14 protein-coding genes are annotated in these 16422 nt (G+C 60.5%); 9 read left to right on the top strand and 5 right to left on the bottom strand.

Translation table 11 applies throughout. The features are described 5' to 3' along the window. The first annotated feature begins 22 nt into the window (after positions 1 to 22). Both FMN63_RS17960 and FMN63_RS17955 read left to right on the top strand, forming a co-directional pair. Complete coding sequence (locus tag FMN63_RS17960) at positions 23 to 895, top strand: C40 family peptidase (protein ID WP_148585458.1); 873 nt, start codon at positions 23 to 25, stop codon at positions 893 to 895. Between the two features lie 211 nt (positions 896 to 1106). Continuing rightward, positions 1107 to 1325 (top strand): tautomerase family protein, encoded by a 219-nt coding sequence (locus tag FMN63_RS17955; protein ID WP_148585457.1) that lies wholly within the window; start codon positions 1107 to 1109, stop codon positions 1323 to 1325. A 161-nt stretch (positions 1326 to 1486) separates the two neighbouring features. On the opposite strand, the gene FMN63_RS17950 is transcribed toward FMN63_RS17955, so the two are convergent. After that, positions 1487 to 2053, bottom strand: coding sequence for a hypothetical protein (locus FMN63_RS17950; protein WP_148585456.1), 567 nt, complete (start codon positions 2051 to 2053; stop codon positions 1487 to 1489). A gap of 78 nt (positions 2054 to 2131) precedes the next feature. Next, positions 2132 to 3319 carry a DNA recombination protein RmuC gene (locus FMN63_RS17945; RefSeq protein WP_148585455.1) on the bottom strand — a complete coding sequence of 396 codons (1188 nt, stop codon included), beginning with the start codon at positions 3317 to 3319 and terminating at the stop codon, positions 2132 to 2134. 161 nt (positions 3320 to 3480) lie between these two features. Between FMN63_RS17945 and def the strand changes: the two genes are divergently transcribed. The 4 genes from def to truA all read left to right on the top strand — a co-directional run bounded on the left by def (position 3481) and on the right by truA (position 6624). Beyond that, the gene (def, locus tag FMN63_RS17940) at positions 3481 to 3999 is read left to right on the top strand and encodes a peptide deformylase (RefSeq protein WP_148585454.1); all 519 of its coding nucleotides are present in this window, start codon (positions 3481 to 3483) and stop codon (positions 3997 to 3999) included. Positions 4000 to 4302: 303 nt separating this feature from the next. Continuing rightward, a complete protein-coding gene (fmt, locus tag FMN63_RS17935) occupies positions 4303 to 5241 on the top strand; it encodes a methionyl-tRNA formyltransferase (protein ID WP_148585453.1) in 939 nt (312 codons plus the stop codon). Positions 5242 to 5263: 22 nt separating this feature from the next. Beyond that, entirely contained in the window at positions 5264 to 5803 is a 540-nt protein-coding gene (locus tag FMN63_RS17930) for a GNAT family N-acetyltransferase (protein ID WP_148585452.1), read from the top strand. Next, positions 5803 to 6624 (top strand): tRNA pseudouridine(38-40) synthase TruA, encoded by an 822-nt coding sequence (gene truA / locus FMN63_RS17925; RefSeq protein ID WP_148585451.1) that lies wholly within the window; start codon positions 5803 to 5805, stop codon positions 6622 to 6624. Before FMN63_RS17930 ends, truA begins: the two co-directional genes overlap by 1 nt. Before the next feature lie 48 nt (positions 6625 to 6672). On the opposite strand, the gene yidI is transcribed toward truA, so the two are convergent. Next, the gene (gene yidI / locus FMN63_RS17920) at positions 6673 to 7125 is read right to left on the bottom strand and encodes an inner membrane protein YidI (protein ID WP_148585450.1); all 453 of its coding nucleotides are present in this window, start codon (positions 7123 to 7125) and stop codon (positions 6673 to 6675) included. A gap of 666 nt (positions 7126 to 7791) precedes the next feature. On the opposite strand from yidI, the gene FMN63_RS17910 reads away from it, so the two are divergent. From FMN63_RS17910 to FMN63_RS17900, 3 genes are read left to right on the top strand one after another with little or no spacing between them, the layout of a single operon-like run. Beyond that, the gene (locus tag FMN63_RS17910; protein WP_148585449.1) at positions 7792 to 8808 is read left to right on the top strand and encodes an HlyD family secretion protein; all 1017 of its coding nucleotides are present in this window, start codon (positions 7792 to 7794) and stop codon (positions 8806 to 8808) included. A gap of 5 nt (positions 8809 to 8813) precedes the next feature. Then, the gene (rbbA, locus tag FMN63_RS17905) at positions 8814 to 11507 is read left to right on the top strand and encodes a ribosome-associated ATPase/putative transporter RbbA (protein WP_148585448.1); all 2694 of its coding nucleotides are present in this window, start codon (positions 8814 to 8816) and stop codon (positions 11505 to 11507) included. 3 nt (positions 11508 to 11510) lie between these two features. Beyond that, positions 11511 to 12650, top strand: coding sequence for an ABC transporter permease (locus FMN63_RS17900; protein ID WP_148585447.1), 1140 nt, complete (start codon positions 11511 to 11513; stop codon positions 12648 to 12650). A 103-nt stretch (positions 12651 to 12753) separates the two neighbouring features. Here the strand turns inward: FMN63_RS17900 and FMN63_RS17895 are convergent, their stop codons facing one another. Both FMN63_RS17895 and FMN63_RS17890 read right to left on the bottom strand, forming a co-directional pair. Beyond that, positions 12754 to 13575: a DUF2189 domain-containing protein gene (locus tag FMN63_RS17895; protein ID WP_148585446.1), complete on the bottom strand. Its 822-nt coding sequence runs from the start codon at positions 13573 to 13575 to the stop codon at positions 12754 to 12756. A 388-nt stretch (positions 13576 to 13963) separates the two neighbouring features. Beyond that, positions 13964 to 16216, bottom strand: a complete 2253-nt coding sequence (locus tag FMN63_RS17890; protein WP_148585445.1) for a mechanosensitive ion channel family protein — start codon at positions 16214 to 16216, stop codon at positions 13964 to 13966. Positions 16217 to 16422: the final 206 nt, after the last annotated feature.

The raw sequence follows: 16422 nt of genomic DNA, 5'->3' as shown, positions 1-16422 counted from the left end.
CCAACCCATTTCGGGATCGACCATGACCGAGACTTTCGACCGCCGCCGCCATCCGGTTCGTGCCGACCTTGCCGCCATCGATTACGAGGGCAGGGTGACGGCCGCCCGCTTCGTTGAAGGCGAGGTGTTTCAAGTTATTGCCGATCAGTTGCCGATCCGGCCCGAACCGCGTCCGGACAGACCGATCGACACCGAAGCCCTCAGCGGCGAGTGGGTGACGGTCTATGAACAAACACCGGAAGGTTGGGCCTGGGGGCAGCTCGCCACGGACGGTTATGTCGGCTGGTTCTCGTCCGATGGTGTCGGGCCGGTAAAGCCGGCAACTCATCGCGTGCGGGCGCTGCGCACGTACCGCTACCCGGCCGCCGATCTCAAGTTTCCGCCGCTTGGGCTCCTGTCCATCGGTTCTCTGGTCACCGTTACCGGTGAAACGGAAACGCGTGGGCTCACTTATGCGCTTCTCAGCGACGGTTCGGCCGTTGTTGCAAAACATCTGGTGCCGCTGGAAACTGTCGAAGACGACTGGGTGACTGTCGCCGAAGAGTTGGTCGGCACGCCCTACCGCTGGGGCGGTCGCTCCAGCCTCGGTCTTGACTGTTCAGCGCTGGTACAGCTTGCCGCCCAGGCAGGCGGACACGACCTGCCGCGCGACAGCGACATGCAGGAAGCGGAGGCCGGCGAGGCCATTCCGCACGACGATCCGTCGGCGTTGAAACGCGGTGATCTGCTGTTCTGGAAAGGCCACGTCGGCATCATCACGGGCGACAACTGCCTGCTGCACGCCAACGGTTATACGATGACCGTCGCCTACGAGCCGCTGGACAAGGCCATTGACCGTATTGCGGCGACGGAATGGGGCGCGATCACCAGGGCAAGGCGTTTGCCTGCACTTTAGGGTTTGGCCCGATTTTTGACAGGCTGAATGCCGTCTGGAGAGACTTCAGATGCGCAGCATCAGTCATGATCGGACATGGGTGTTTCCTCCCACTCACTTGAAACAGGGTCAGAAGAGTTTGAGTCTCTGAAATTGGCAAATGGCCGAATGTCGAGACAGGCAGCCGGCTAAATGTCAAAATGATCATGTTGCCAATCCGGGAGGGAAATCTATGCCGCTGATCGACATCCACGTCTTGGAAGGTGTGTTCTCAGAAGACGAAAAAGCACAACTCATCTGTGAGACGGCTAAAGCGTTTGGAACAGTTGCAGGCAAGACGATGCAAGACAACACTTCTGTACGTGTCCACGAGGTAAGAAGCGGGCATTGGGGTGGAGCAGACGGCGTTTGGACAACCGAAAAAGCGTTGGAACTAAAGGCCAAAGGCTAGTGAGGTCCGCTTTGGGTGCTCAAACCGGACATTGCCTGCAGAAAATGAATGGGTCCTGATCCCGGACGACTGAACGAGGCGTTGCTCCGGACGCCGCAAACGCCAGCCCGGACCTATTTCCAGTAGGGGACGTATGTCCCTTGGCTTCATGGGCTGTTCTGTCAGCCCGGGAAGGTCTGCACGCCAATCGATTCAAGCGCGCCGGAGTTCGGGTTTTTCACCAGGCAAAGCTGGCTTTCGGTGCCCTGGATGAAGCAGACCATGGGGCGTTCTTCCTGGCGAGCCCGCTCATAGATCTCCCGTGTCACACCTTCTTCGACGTAGAACGGAAATTCGCCTGCTTCTGGACCGTCAGCGCCTTCTGGCCAGACCGGAAGCTTGGCGGAGGTGGCGACATCGGTATAGCCGCTGACCCAGTCCAGCAAGGCCATCTGCATGTCGCTCACGGTATCGATGCCGTAAAAACCGAACAGGTCGTTCTGGTCGAAGGCGGCCTGAAATTCGATGCCGCCGGACTGGTTGAAGACCGCAAGCGAAACTTCCGCTGCCCCGCATTCACCGTGCGCATCGGCTTCGACCGCATAGGTGTCCAGCCAGACGGTTTCGACGGATAGAGTGCACTCTTCCGCTGCCGCTTTCTGGCTCAAGGGGAGGGTGAGTGCCCCAAGCGCCAGGCTGGTAAGAGCGATGTTAAGTGTCTTGGAAAAAAGAGAATTCCGGAACGACATGCCTGCCTCCAAATCGACTCGGATCGAGCCGACGGGACAATAGACCTGGGCTGGAACAGCGGCAACAGAATTGCTGCATCACCCTTTCGGTGTCAGAGCCAGCTTGGGCTCCGCGCTGGACTCTTCCTTTGCCTCGCTTTCGAGTTCGCCCAGTTCGAGGTCCTCGATCCGCCGGCTGCGTTTGGAGATCTTGTCGGAGGAGATCAGGATCTGGTCGATATCCTTGTTCGCCTGCGCGAAGTGGGCCTGAAGCTTGCCAACCCGGTCGTTCAACCGGCTGACATCGGCAATCAGGTGCCCGACCTCGGCCTGGATCAGATGGGCCTGCTCGCGCATCTTGGCATCGCGCAGCACCGACTGGATCACCTGGATCGACAGCATCAGCAGCGACGGCGAGACGATCACCACCCGTGCCCGGTGTGACTTCTGGATGAGATCCTCGAAGCTCTCGTTGAGCTCTGCAAAGACGCTTTCAGACGGCACGAACAGGAAAGCGGTGTCCTGGGTTTCACCAGGCAGCAGGTATTTCTCGCTGACGTCCTGAATATGTTTCGTGAAGTCGCGGCGGAACTGCGCCTGCGCATATTTGAGCTGATCATCCGTTTCCGCTTCACGCAACAGGTTGAAGGCTTCCAGCGGGAACTTAGCGTCGATGGCAAGAGAAGGGGCGCCGTTCGGCATGTGGATCAGGCAGTCCGGACGGCTGTTGTTGGACAGCGTTGCCTGGAACGAATAGGTGCTGGGCGCCATCTGGTCCTGGACAATTGCTTCCATCCGGCCTTGCCCGAAGGCGCCCCGGGTCTGCTTGTTCGACAGGATCGCCTGCAACTGGCCGACCTGGCCGGAAAGATCGGTAATCGTGCGCTGAGCCCGGTCGATCACCGCCAGCCGCTCGTGCAGATGCCTGAGGCCGTCCTGGGTACGTTTGCTGGTATCGGCCATGGAGGTGTTCAGCTTGTGGCCCATGCCGTCCAGCCGTTCGTTGACCGCACGCATCATGTCCGACTGCCGCGAGCCGAACACTTCCGCCATCGTCTGCATACGGCCGGTCATTTCCCCCTGCGATTTCAGAAGCTGGGAGAGATGGCTTTCCAGCTCGTGGATGCGTTCGCCCGCCACCGTGTCGGATTCGGCGCGCAGGCGGATCTCCCGCATGGTCTTCAGGACCAGCCAGACAATCAGCGCCAGAAGAAACAGGCCGCCGGCAATGGCGGCCTCCAGAACCGTGACCGGACGGCCACTCAACTCAAACAGGATCTCGTTCATGAAACAAACATAGAACGATTCGGGGCGAAGGCCCATCCGCGTGGCTCGACAGGGCTATGGTCTTCCGCAAGGCAACCAGTGAGGTGGAAAGCGTTGAAAACGGGAGGGCTCCGCGCTATTTCCGCGTTGACCGGCGCGCTTTGATTTCTTATGTCAGGCGAATGACAATACGCCCGATCATCACCATTCCCGATCCGGTCCTGCGCGAGGTCTGTGCACCTGTCGCGACCGTCGATGAAGACGTCCGCAAGCTGGCCGACGATATGCTGGAAACCATGTACGATGCGCCCGGCATCGGTCTTGCCGCCAGCCAGATCGGGCTTTTGCAACGCATCTTCGTGCTTGATGTCGCCAAGGATGAAGCTCCGAAGGAGCCGATGGTGTTCATCAATCCGAAGATCGTCTGGTCGAGCGAAGACCTGTCCGTCTATCAGGAAGGCTGCCTGTCGATCCCCGATTACTACGAGGAGGTCGAGCGGCCTGCCGAGGTAACGGTTCAGTTTCTCAACCGCGAAGGTGCGGAACAGGAACTCAAGGCCGACGGGCTACTGGCAACCTGTATTCAACACGAGCTGGACCATCTGAACGGCAAGCTGTTCATCGATTACTTGTCGAAACTGAAGCGCGACCGCGTGGTCAAGAAATTCACCAAACAGGCCAAAATGGCCGGAAAACTCTGACCCTGCGCTGCCTGCCTGGGTAAACCGGCGGCGGCATACAGGAAACAGGTTCGGTCCTGAAACGCTGTGCCGCTCTTTCTGTTTTCAGGAAGCCGATAGCAAACAGCCAGGAAAAAGTTCGCCTTCGGGAGCTGTGTTGCCCCAACGGTCCTGATTGGCCTGCGGTAGGTATTTGGCGCGCAACATCTGCATGCAGAGGAGGTGGCGCCAATTGGACGCGCGGCAAACAGCGCCCACGCCCCTTGCAACACCCGGCGTGAAACGCAATAAGGGCGCAGACCTTCAAAACCCCTCAGGAGCCTCATGTCCTTACGCGTCATCTTCATGGGCACCCCGGATTTCTCGGTGCCGACCCTCATGGAAATCGTCGGCCAGGGCCACGATGTTGTCGCCTGCTATTCACAGCCTCCGCGTCCTGCGGGTCGGGGCATGGATCTGAAGAAATCGCCGGTTCATGAGGCCGCAGAATCCTTCGGCATTCCGGTGTTCACGCCGCAGAGCCTGAAAGGGGCGGAGGAACAGGAAGCCTTTGCGGCGCTGGAGGCGGATGTCGCGGTTGTGGTCGCCTACGGCCTACTTCTGCCGAAGCCCGTTCTGGACGCACCGCAATACGGCTGTCTCAATCTTCATGCGTCCATGTTGCCGCGCTGGCGGGGTGCAGCGCCGATCAACCGTGCGATCATGGCCGGAGATACGGAAACCGCGGTTCAGGTAATGCGCATGGAAGAAGGGCTTGATACCGGCCCTGTGTGCATGTCCGAAACCGTGGCCATCGGCGAGAACATGACCGCCGGGGATCTTCACGACAAACTGTCCTCGCTTGGTGGCGACCTGATGGTCCGGGCCCTGGCAGCCCTCTCGCGCGGAGCGCTTGGCGATCAGGCGCAGGCCGAAGAGGGCGTCAGTTACGCGGCCAAGCTTTCCAAGCAGGAAACGCGGATCGACTGGTCGAAAGCGGCTGCGGAGGTTCACAACCATATTCGCGGTCTGTCGCCTTTCCCGGGCGCCTGGTGCGAAATACCTCTCGGCGGCAAGGTGGAGCGGGTCAAGGTCCTGCGCAGCACACTTGCCGAAGGGGCCGGTGCGCCGGGGACCATCCAGACCGGCGCGGATGTGCCGGTGGTATGCTGCGGAACAGGCGCGGTGCGTCTGGAGCAGGTTCAGCGGGCCGGTAAAAAACCAATGAGCGGTGCGGAATTTCTGCGCGGCGCATCGCTTTCTGACGACATGGTTCTGGACTAAGCTGGCGTTTGAGGAGACCGACATGACCCAAGCTGCCGAAGCTGCCGGACTTGCCATCAGGAATGTGATCCCTGCCGATGAAGCCGCCGTCAGAGAGCTGGTGACCGCTGCCTTTCCGTCCGATACGGAAGCCCGGCTCGTGCACACGCTGCGCCATTGCGGCGCCCTTGTGCTGGAACAGGTCGCGGTCGATATCGACGGCCGGATCGTCGGGCATATAGCCTATAGCCGCGTCACCCCGGCCGCCATTGGTGCGGGACAGGGCATGCAGGTCGTCTGCCTGGCACCGGTTTCGGTCTGGCCGGATTTGCAGAAGACGGGAATCGGCTCGGCGTTGATCAAGGCTTCGCTGGAAAGTCTGAAGGACCTCGGAGAAGACCTTGTTCTTGTGCTCGGTCCGCCCACCTATTACCCGCGCTTCGGCTTCGATCCCGTGCTGGCACGCAAGGTACAGGGGCCTTTTGCGGGCGACGCCTTCATGGCGCTTGCTTTGACGGAAGCCGGTTCGCGCGACCTGCCCATCGAGGTCGCCTTCGCGACGCCTTTCCAAGAATTCGAATAATGCCACGCTACAAGCTGACGGTGGAATACGATGGAAGGCCGTTCAGCGGCTGGCAGCGTCAGGCCAACGCGCCGTCCGTGCAGGCGGTGATCGAGCGCGCCGTCAGGGCATTCTCTGGCGAGGAGGTCACCATCGGCGGTGCAGGGCGCACCGATACTGGCGTTCATGCCACCGGACAGGTCTGTCACGTCGATCTGTCCCGGACATGGCCGGCGCGCACGGTCATGGGCGCAATAAACTTCCATTGCCAGCCCGCCCCGGTGATTGTTCTGGACGCGGAAGAAATGCACGAGGGCTTCGACGCCCGTTTTTCAGCAATCCGCCGGTCCTACCGATATCGTATCCAGAACCGGGTGCCGCCGTTGACCCATCAGCGCGGGCTTGCCTGGCACGTGAAGTCGGATCTCGATGCCGATGCCATGCATGCTGCCGCGCAGGAATTTGTCGGCCATCACGACTTCACCACCTTCCGCCATACGCGTTGCCAGGCCAAGAGCCCGGAAAAGACGCTGGACGAATTCAGGGTCTACCGCGAAGGGGAGTTCGTCATCGCCGAATGTTCCTCCCGGTCCTTCCTGCACAACCAGGTGCGCTCCATGGTGGGCTCACTGCGGCTGGTCGGCGACGGCAAATGGGGGCCGGGTGATGTCACCAAAGCCCTGAAAGCGCGCGACCGGAACGCCTGCGGCCCCGTTGCGCCGGCCGACGGGCTTTACCTGACCCGCGTCGACTACCGCCCGGCGGAAGTGGATATCCAACTCAAGAAGGACTGGCAGGCCCGCAAGGCGGCTCCGGAAGCGGAAGACGACGCGGAGCTTTGAGCAAACGGCCGATACACGGAGAAACGGGTCCACACCCTGGGGGTGGACTCAGCCCCCGAGAATTTCTCCCAGATTCTGAAAAATCGCGACCAGGAGGATCACTCCCACGATCAACAGGATCATCCAGGTAAAGAGCTGAAAACCAATTGCACCAGCGCCCAGACTGACGGCGCAAACGGCCACTCGCCTGTTTTCCTTGAGCACGAAGCCGAGGGTTCCCAGAACGATGGCGAGGCCACCAAGCACATAGGCCGACGCCTTGAGCGTTCGATCCAGGCTCCAGGGCGCAGATTGCGGCTCGGGGAGCGGCTCACCTTTCAGGCCCTTGATCGCGGATTTCCGGATATCGGCGGCAATTTCACCGATTGACTGTCCAATGGTCGGTTGAGGGTCCAGGGGACCGGCCGAGAAATGGAAGAGTGCCATCACCAGAGCAATTGCCCCCAGAAGCAAGCCGAGGGAACCTGTCCATGGCCTTCTTGCAACACGCGTCTGGTTCATCAGGGTCTTCCCGCAGCCATTTGTTCAATTGCATCAAGGCGCAAGAATGCCATGTATGGAAGCAAGGTACCACTGTGCAGAACGCTGCGTGTCAGCTAGCTGTACCGTGTTTTTCTCCTGTGGGGAAAAGCTCCGGTGTCTCGGTTGACGGAACGATGCCGCTTATTCCTCCGGGATCTCCACGCACTTCTTGTAAAGATGCCAGGTCGTATGCCGAGGTTCGGCAGGGACACGATCAGACCCAGGAACGCCCTGCAGGCTTATGACCGGAACGCCTGCGGCCCGGCGGCGCAGGCCGATGGTCTGTACCTCACCCGCGTTGATTACTTTACGGCAGGCGAAGATCTTGAGGCGAAGACGATTTGGCGCATGAAAAACAACCTTGAAGAGTGATAAGGCTAGGGTGTGGACTCATAAATGAAGATGAAATGGTCTTACCGCATGTCGTCAGCCTGCCTGACCGGGCGACAAGTCCCCTCCGTGACCCGTTCTCACGTGGTTTCGTCATGTCTCATGCCACCTGGTCTTCATTTCTGAGCCCACACCCTAGAATGGCCGGTTCCGGTCAAGTGAACGCCTTCCTCCGTGAGTAACCGCCGCAACCCTGCGGTTCCCTGCGAACGGGGGTGCGGCAGTCGAGGTTCCCCAGTCCTGAAGCGAGTAAAAATGTCGATCGGTTCCAGAAAACTTGCGATTCTGTTTGCCTGCCTTTCCGCGATTGCGTTTTCTGCGCCGACAGCTCTTGCCGAAAACGCCTTTGACCGGATCGTGCAGAAGCTGCGCGGGAACCTGGGTAATAAAGACATTGCCAGTTCCAATGGCCGCATCGAGGCCCAGAACGTGGATGTTGCGGGAAAATATCCCGGCCGGTTGACGCAAGTGCTTGCACGCGAAGGCCAGACAGTTGAAGCGGGCGACGTGCTGGCAACGCTGGACGACAGGGATATTCAGGCAAAGCTTCTGGCCGCGAAAGCCTCGGTCCTGCAGGGCAAGGCTTCGAAACAGCAGGCGGAAGCGGCTGTCAGCCAGGCCGAAAGCGCCTTGTCGCTTGCGCGCTCCACCTACAAGCGCATCGAGGGGCTGAAGGCGGAGGGGCATGTTTCCCAGGCCGAATTGGATGATGCCACAAATACGCTCAAGGCTGCTGAAGCATCGCTGGCTCAGGCGCGCGCCCAGGTCAGCAGCGGCGATGCGCTGATTGCCGCGGCCGAGGCAAACGTTGAAGAGATCAAGGTTCAGCTCGATGATCTGACCATCCGCTCGCCGATCCGCGGGCGCGTCGAATACCGCCTCCACGAGCCGGGAGAGGTCATCGATGCCGGAACGCCGGTGGTGACACTCCTGGATCTGACAGATGTCTATATGAACCTCTATCTGCCTGCGGATGTGGTCGGCGTGCTGTCGATCAACGATGAAGCCAGGATGGTGCTTGACCCCGTACCGCAATATGTCATTCCGGCACGCGTTACCTTCATCGAATCCCAGGCACAGTTCACGCCCAAGAGCGTTGAAACACATGAGGAGCGCTCGCAACTTGTGTTCCGGGTCAAGCTGACCGTGCCGCGTGATCTGGTGAGCCAGTTCGAGGACAGGGTGAAGGTGGGCATCCGCGGCGTCGGCTTCGTGCGCTCCGACCCGGCGGCTGCCTGGCCGGACGATCTGCAAGTCAAGCTGCCGCAGTGAGTGCGATGGGCTGGGCGTGCGAACTCGAAGAGGTCGGCCATCGCTACGGCCCGGCGGTAGCGCTTGACGACGTGCATCTGCAGATCCCGGCAGGTGTCATGGCGGGGCTGATCGGCCCGGACGGCGTCGGCAAGTCCACCCTTCTTGCGCTTCTGGTCGGCGTACGACGGCTGCAATCCGGCCGGATCGTCACCCTCGGCACCGATATCGCCTCCGCCCGTGCTCGCGCGTCGATCATGCCGCGCATCGCCTATATGCCGCAGGGGCTCGGACGCAATCTCTACCCCACGCTGTCGGTACGCGAGAACCTCGACTTCTTCGGCCGTCTGTTCGGCCAACCGGCCCGCGAGCGCCGCGAGCGCATTGCCATGCTGCTTGAGGCGACGGGCCTTGATCCGTTTCCGGACCGCCCGGCGGGCAAGCTGTCGGGCGGCATGAAGCAGAAGCTCAGCCTGTGTTGCGCACTCATCCACGATCCCGCCCTTCTGATTCTGGACGAGCCGACGACCGGCGTCGATCCGCTGTCGCGCCGTCAGTTCTGGGAGCTGATCGACCGCATGCGGGTGCGGATGAGTTCCATGAGCGTGATCGTGGCAACGGCCTATATGGAAGAGGCTGAGCGCTTCGACTGGCTGGCGGCCATGAACGGCGGCCGGATCATTTCGTCAGGGTCTCCGGAGGAGTTGAAGAACATTGCCGGCGCCGCCACGCTGGAGGAGGCTTTTGTCAATCTCCTGCCGGAGAGCGAGCGCGGCCGGCACAGGCCGGTCGAGTTGCAACCCCGCAAGCGGCGTCCGGAAGCGGACCCGGCCATTTCGGCGACCGGGCTGACGAAGCGTTTCGGCGATTTCACCGCGGTGGACAATGTCAGTTTCGAGATCGAGGAAGGCGAGATCTTCGGGTTCCTCGGCTCGAACGGCTGCGGAAAGTCCACAACGATGAAGATGCTCACCGGCCTGCTGGAGCCGACGGAAGGTGAGACGCGTCTCTTCGGAAAACGACTGGCAAATGCGGACATGGAGGCCCGGCTCGGCATCGGCTACATGTCGCAGAGCTTCTCGCTCTATTCGGAGCTGACCGTCCGGCAGAACCTTGCACTCCATGCCCGCCTTTACGGGGTCGCGGTAACGCGCGTTGGTGACGTGCTGCAGGAATTCGATCTCGCGGAGGCCGCGGATAAGCAACCGGAAAGCCTTCCGCTGGGCATTCGGCAGCGCCTGCAGCTTGCCGTCGCCACCATCCATGAGCCACGAATTCTCATCCTCGACGAACCGACTTCGGGGGTCGACCCGGTGGCCCGTGACAGTTTCTGGCGCAAGCTGATTTCGCTCTCCCGCGACAAGGGGGTGACGATCTTCATCTCTACCCATTTCATGAATGAGGCGGAACGCTGCGACCGCGTCTCGCTGATGCATGCCGGCAAGGTTCTGGCCGTCGGGACGCCCACCGAGCTTACTGAGAAAAGGGGCAGCGGCACGCTGGAAGAAGCCTTTATCGGCTGGCTGGAAGATGAGACCGGCGAGCGCGCCACTGAGCCCGCGGGCGAGGTGGCTCTCAGCCCGGACCGCAAGGACAAGAACCGCCCGCTCACCCGGCTCTGGGCCTATGCCGCGCGGGAAACGCTCGAACTCATGCGGGACCCCGTACGCCTGTTCTTTGCCTTTATGGGGCCGGCAATCCTGCTGTTCACCATCGGTTACGGCATATCCTTCGATGTCGACCACATCACCTTTGCGGTCTACGATCAGGACCAGAGCCCGGAGAGCCGGCGCCTCAGTGAGCAATTCACCTCGATCCGCCAGTTCGACGAGGGGCCGCCAATTTCAAGCCCGGCGGAGATTGACACTCGCATGGGCCGCGGCACGCTCACCGTGGTGCTGGAGATCCCAAGCGGCTTCGGACGGGATTTGCATCGCGGTCATGTGCCGGAAGTCTCGCTGTGGGTGGACGGATCCATGCCCTTTCGCGCGGAAACGGCTCACGGCTATGCGCTTGGCGTTCTGAACCTGTTTTCGAACCTGCTGACGAAAGAAAGCGGCAGGACACCGGGATCCCCGGTCGGCATCGAAACGCGATACCGGTTCAATCAGGCCTTCAAGAGCGCCTATGCGATGGTGCCGTCCGTGGTCATGCTCATCCTCATGCTGACCCCCGCGATCATGGCCGCCATCGGCGTGGCCCGGGAGAAGGAAACCGGAACGATCGCCAATTTCCGCTCCACGCCAGTCACCCGGCTGGAGTTCCTCACCGGAAAGCAGCTTCCCTATATCGCCGTCGCAGTGCTGAATTTCTGGACGCTCTACCTGATGGGCCGGCTTCTGTTCGGGGTTCCGTTCACGGGCAATCTCTTCGCGCTCTTCACCGTCTCCGTCATCTACGTGATTGCAACGACCGGTTTGGGGCAGCTTGTTTCAAGTTTCACGCGCACACAGGTGTCCGCCGTGTTTGCCACAGCCGTGATCACCATCATTCCGACAGTGAATTTTTCCGGCCTCATCGTGCCGGTCTCCTCGCTGACACCATCCAGTCAGCTTCTGGGAAAGATGTTTCCCGGCGCCTGGTATCAGGAGGTGAGCGTGGGGTCTTTCGTCAAGGCCTTCGGCTGGGCTGATATCGGCTGGAGCGCGGCGATGCTCTGCGGGTTCGTGGTCATCTATCTCGCGCTGTCTGTCCTCGCCTTGCGCAAGCAGGAGCGCTGAGCGATGCGTGGGTCTCCTTCGATGATGACCAGTGTCAGACACATCCTCCTGCTGACGGTAAAGGAGCTGCGCGCCATACGCGGCGACACGCTGATGCTGGCTCTGATCGTCTATGTCTTCACCATTGCGACCTACATGGTGAGCTACGCGGTCTCGACCGACATCAAGGACCTGTCGACGGCCGTGGTCGACGAAGATCACAGCATGTTGTCGAGACGACTGGCCGACGTGGTCCAGCCACCGCTCTTCGCGGCTCCCGTCCCGCTCGATCCAAAAGAAGCAGAGGCAGCCCTGAAGCGGGGCGATCATGTCCTGATCCTGTCGATCCCGCCTAACTTCGAGCGCGATCTGCGCGCCGGCAGGAAAGCGACGCTCGAACTCGACATCGATGCCACGGCGGTAGCGCACGCAGGCAACGGCGCGACTTTCATGACCGGTCTGTTGTCCGAGGAAATCGCACGGTATTTCGATCTGCCGGGCAGAGGGACAGGGCTGGTCGATGTGGTCTTCCGCAACCGATACAACCCGAACCTGACACCGGAATGGTTCACCTCGGTGATGCAGCTCATGAACTCCATCACCATTTTGACCCTGATCCTCTCGGGCGCATCGATGATCCGCGAACGAGAACACGGAACCATCGAACATGTGCTGGTAATGCCGGTTCGCCCGCATGAGATCGTCGTCTCGAAAATCCTGGCAACAGCCCTCGTCATCCTGGCGGCAACGGTGTTGAGCCTCATCTTCGTGGTCGAATTTCTGATCGGCGTGCCTGTTGCGGGATCGCTCGGACTCTTTGTGGCGGGGTCTGCGATCTATATTGCCGCCATCGCCAGCATCGGTCTGCTTCTGGCCAGCTTCACCCGGTCGATGGGCCAGTTCGGCCTGCTCGTGATCCCCGTCATCATCGTCATGATCCTGCTGTCGGGCGGAATGACGCCGCTGGAGTCGATGCCCGGCTGGCTGCAGGCAGTCATCCTAACTGTCAGCCCGTCGCCGCATTTTGTCCGCTTTACCCAGTCTGTCCTTTACAGGGGCAGCGGTTTCGGACTGGTCGGTGGGGAAATGCTGGCGATGAGCGCGATGTCCGCAGCGGCTCTGGTCATCGTGCTGCTGCGCTTCCGCAAGATCCTATCTGCCTGACGCTCGCGCTGCGATTGCCCGAACGCGCCATTGCACAGTCGCACCAGTTTCGTTTCCCCGGCCGGCGCTTGCGCGCCTTCTGGGGGGGCAGGCCTTCCCATGATCAGGCCTCCGGGATCTCCACGCACTTCTTGTAAAGATGCCAGGTCGTGTGACCGAGTATCGGCAGGGACACGATCAGACCCAGGAACGCCGGTGCCATCGACACGATCAGCACAGCGGTCACGACAAAGGCCCAGCCGATCATCGGGACGGGCGAAGTGAACACGGCGCGTACGCTGGTGATCATGGCGGTGATGAAGTCCCGGTCTTCTTCCATCAGCAGCGGAAACGACACCACGGTCAGCGAAAACAGGATCAGTGACAGGATCGCGCCGACCACATGACCGACGGCCAGGAACATCAGGCCTTCCGGGGTCGAGATGACCTGAGTCAGAAACTCCTCGAACGAGGCAAAGGACCGGAAGCCGAGGAACAGCGCCAGAAGCAGGCGCACCTGATACATCCACATGATCTGGATAAACAGAACCACGAAGGCCATCCAGGAGAGTTCCCGGCTCTTCTGGGCCCACATGGTGCCGAAGAGTCGTGACCACGACAGCGGCTCCCCGTTCTGAAGACGACGGCTGACTTCGTAGAGGCCGACCGCGGCAAACGGCCCGATCAGCACGAACCCGGCCGCTGCCGGATAGGACAGGTAGCTCATGTTGAGGGCGGCTGCGCTCAAAACGACGAACAGGCCACCAACAGCGAAAACCGACCCGATGGCAATGCCGTAGATCGGCGCCCTGCGAAAATCGGCAAGGCCCGCCGCAAACGCGTCGATCACATCGTTGACGGTAATCCTGTTGACCTTCGGCATGGGCCGCAGCCCATCGGTCGCGGCTGCCCCGCCGCCATGCGGGGTCGACGTGTTGTCACTCATCAGGCGGCTTCCTCCCAAAAGCATTTGCCTGCCCGCCTCCCGCGGACATGCAATCTTAGGCACGGATTGGCGTCCGGCTCAATCGGGAGAAGGGCGTATAGGCCGGTTAAATCCGGCCCGAAGCACAGGTTGACCCGGGTGTCGGCTTATCCGGTCGTGAAAAGAGGGCTGACGCTTTGGTCCCAGCGTTTTTGGCCATCCTTCGAGACGCTGTTACCGCGGCTCCTCAGGATGAGGCGATAAGGGGAGGAAAGGCTTCAAAAAACCGCGGCCTCATCCTGAGGAGGCTGCCAGACCGTCTCGAAAGATGGGCCACAAACGCTGTGCCTACCGCTTTCACAGGCAAAGCGGTAGGCCGGTTAGTTGCAACTGAAGCAAGGCCGAGGGCTTATTCCGCAGCCGGTTTCTTGTCCATGTCGGCGGCCGCGGCAGCGGCTGCTGCCGTGACGGCTTCCTTCTGCTTGTCGTCCAGCTTGGCGTTGTCTGGAATGTTGACCCGCACTTCCTTGCGCGCGAACTGGATGCCGTTTTCGTCGAACGCCTGCTGGACGCGCTTGTAGATTTCCTTGCGGATGCCGAATTGCTTGCCGGGCTTCGTGGTATATTTGCCGCGCACCACAATGCCGACGTCGTCGACGTCGGCGACGCCCTGTCCCTTGAACGGGGCCAGAATGTCGTCCTTGAACTCCTCCATCTGCATGATGTCCTGGCCGATCCGCTTGAAGAGCTTGCGAACCTTTTCGACATCTGTGTCGAAAGGCACGGTGAACTTCAGTTTCATGATCACCCAGTCGCGGGACAGGTTGGTGAGTTTCGGGATCTCGCCATAGGGGACGATATGAACGGCACCGCGCGTGCCGCGCAGTTGCAGCGATCTGATCGAGATTTTCTCGATGGTGCCCTGGGTGCCGCCTGCGTCGATGAATTCGCCCAGACGGAAGGCATCGTCCATCAAGAAGAAGACACCTGAAACGACATCGCGGACGAGTGTCTGCGCGCCGAAGCCGACAGCAAGACCGACGACACCGGCACCGGCCAGAAGCGGTGTGATGTTGATGCCAAGTTGACTGAGCGCGAGCAGCACGGTCAGGACAAGGATCGTGATCTGCACCACGGCGCGGATCAGCGGCAGGATCGTCGCCAGGCGCGATTTTCCGGCGCCGCCCATCTCTGCGTCTTCATCTTCGTTGGAAGGTGGCGGGGAATCCTTGGCAAGCTGGTGGGCAACCCAGAGATTGGTAATTTCCCAGGCAAGGTAACCGGCAGCCAGAATAAGCAGGAAGATGACCGTATGCCGGGCGACCGCAGATCCGTCTTCGGCACCGAGCGCGAGCAGATTGAGGCCGTAAATCCTGCCGACCATCAGCACCAGAAAAGCCAGCAGGGCAACCCTGGCGATGCGGACATAGCTGTGCCGTGTCTGCATGTGCGCGGCCTCGGCAACCGGACCCTCCCCATGCATGGGGGGAATGATATGCGAGACGATGCCGCGCACCATCGTGTCCAGGAACGGCGCGAACACCACGAGGGAAATCACGGCAAGGGACCTGCCGGCCGTCAGCGCTTCGATGCCCATGCTGGTGGTCACCTGAACCAGCAGCCAGTTGAAGACGATGAAGGCAATCGAGAAATAGGGCCAGAAGCGGGCCATGCGTTCAAGCCCGCTGGTCGGCTCGTGTTCATCACCCAAAATGATGCTCGTCAGGCCATGCCGGGTGTTCCAGATGGCTATGGCGATCCACAGATTGACACCAAACCCGATAAAGAAGCGGAAGGTTTCGGCAACTTCGCCATACCCGGCTTCTATCATCACGTTGCGCAGGAAAAAGGTGATGCCGACAAAGGCAAAGAGGCTGGTGAAGCTGCGGTAGAGCGATTTGGCAGTGGCGTCGTCCGCGGTGACGAGGCGCAACTCGCTGCGATGGGGGGCGAGGGCGAAGCGGAGCAGGGCAGCAACAATGCGCGGCAGGAAGACGATCCAATAAACCGCCTGAAAGGCAAATGTCCGTGCGACAGGGTCGAAGATCGCAATCTTTCCGACTGCAAACCCCACGATGGCGAAAACGATCAGTCCGCCAAGATCGAGCGCGGCGCGCGTTGAAACCAGCTTGACCGTTTCAAAAAGACTGCCGGGAGCATGGCTCCGGATTTTGTCGCGGCGGGAGGCGAACAGCCGGTTGACCAGGAATTCGGCGATGAAGCCCGCTGCCAGGATCAACGCAATTGCGCCAAGGAGGATATGCACCGGCCCGGCGATAGAGCCTTCGAAAAGCGCCTCGATACTGCTGAACAGGCTGGTGAAAAGCACCGGAATTGTTTTGAAGTTGTTGGCAATCATCCCGCCGAATTGATCGGCCGTTGCCTGCACCTTGTCGATGAATTCGACTTCTTCGGACGGCTGTGGGGTTTGCTGGCCTTTGGCTGCGGCACCTTGCTGCAGCAGGGTCATCAGGTCCGTGAGTGCCTTCACCTGTTCCGGATCGAGATCGGAAACAAGCTTTTCCATGGCTTCAGGTTGAAGTTGTGTGGGAAGACTCTTGCCCGCATCCTGTGCGTTGGCCGGCAGCGACAAAATTGTCAAGAAGCTCAGAATAAGCGAGAATGTACAGGCCGTTAGTTTCGTCTTCCAGTCACCGGTCATCAGCGAGCCCCCTCGTCAGCAATCAACCCTTGATGTTAGGATTGACACGCCGAACGTGCAAAATCCATTAAAATTACCCAGGGTCACGGCCTGCAATCCTTGCGGCTGGCCCCATTTGCAGGATTACGAGCTGGCAAAGACTGGTGCGACTGCGTAACAGAGCTTGATCCGGCCCGCGTATGCGTCTACCTCCTTGCCAGATCAAT

Source organism: Stappia sp. BW2, assembly GCF_008107695.1.
In the GTDB taxonomy this organism is placed as follows: Bacteria; Pseudomonadota; Alphaproteobacteria; order Rhizobiales; family Stappiaceae; genus Roseibium.
This window is presented reverse-complemented; position numbering and strand designations above follow the sequence as displayed.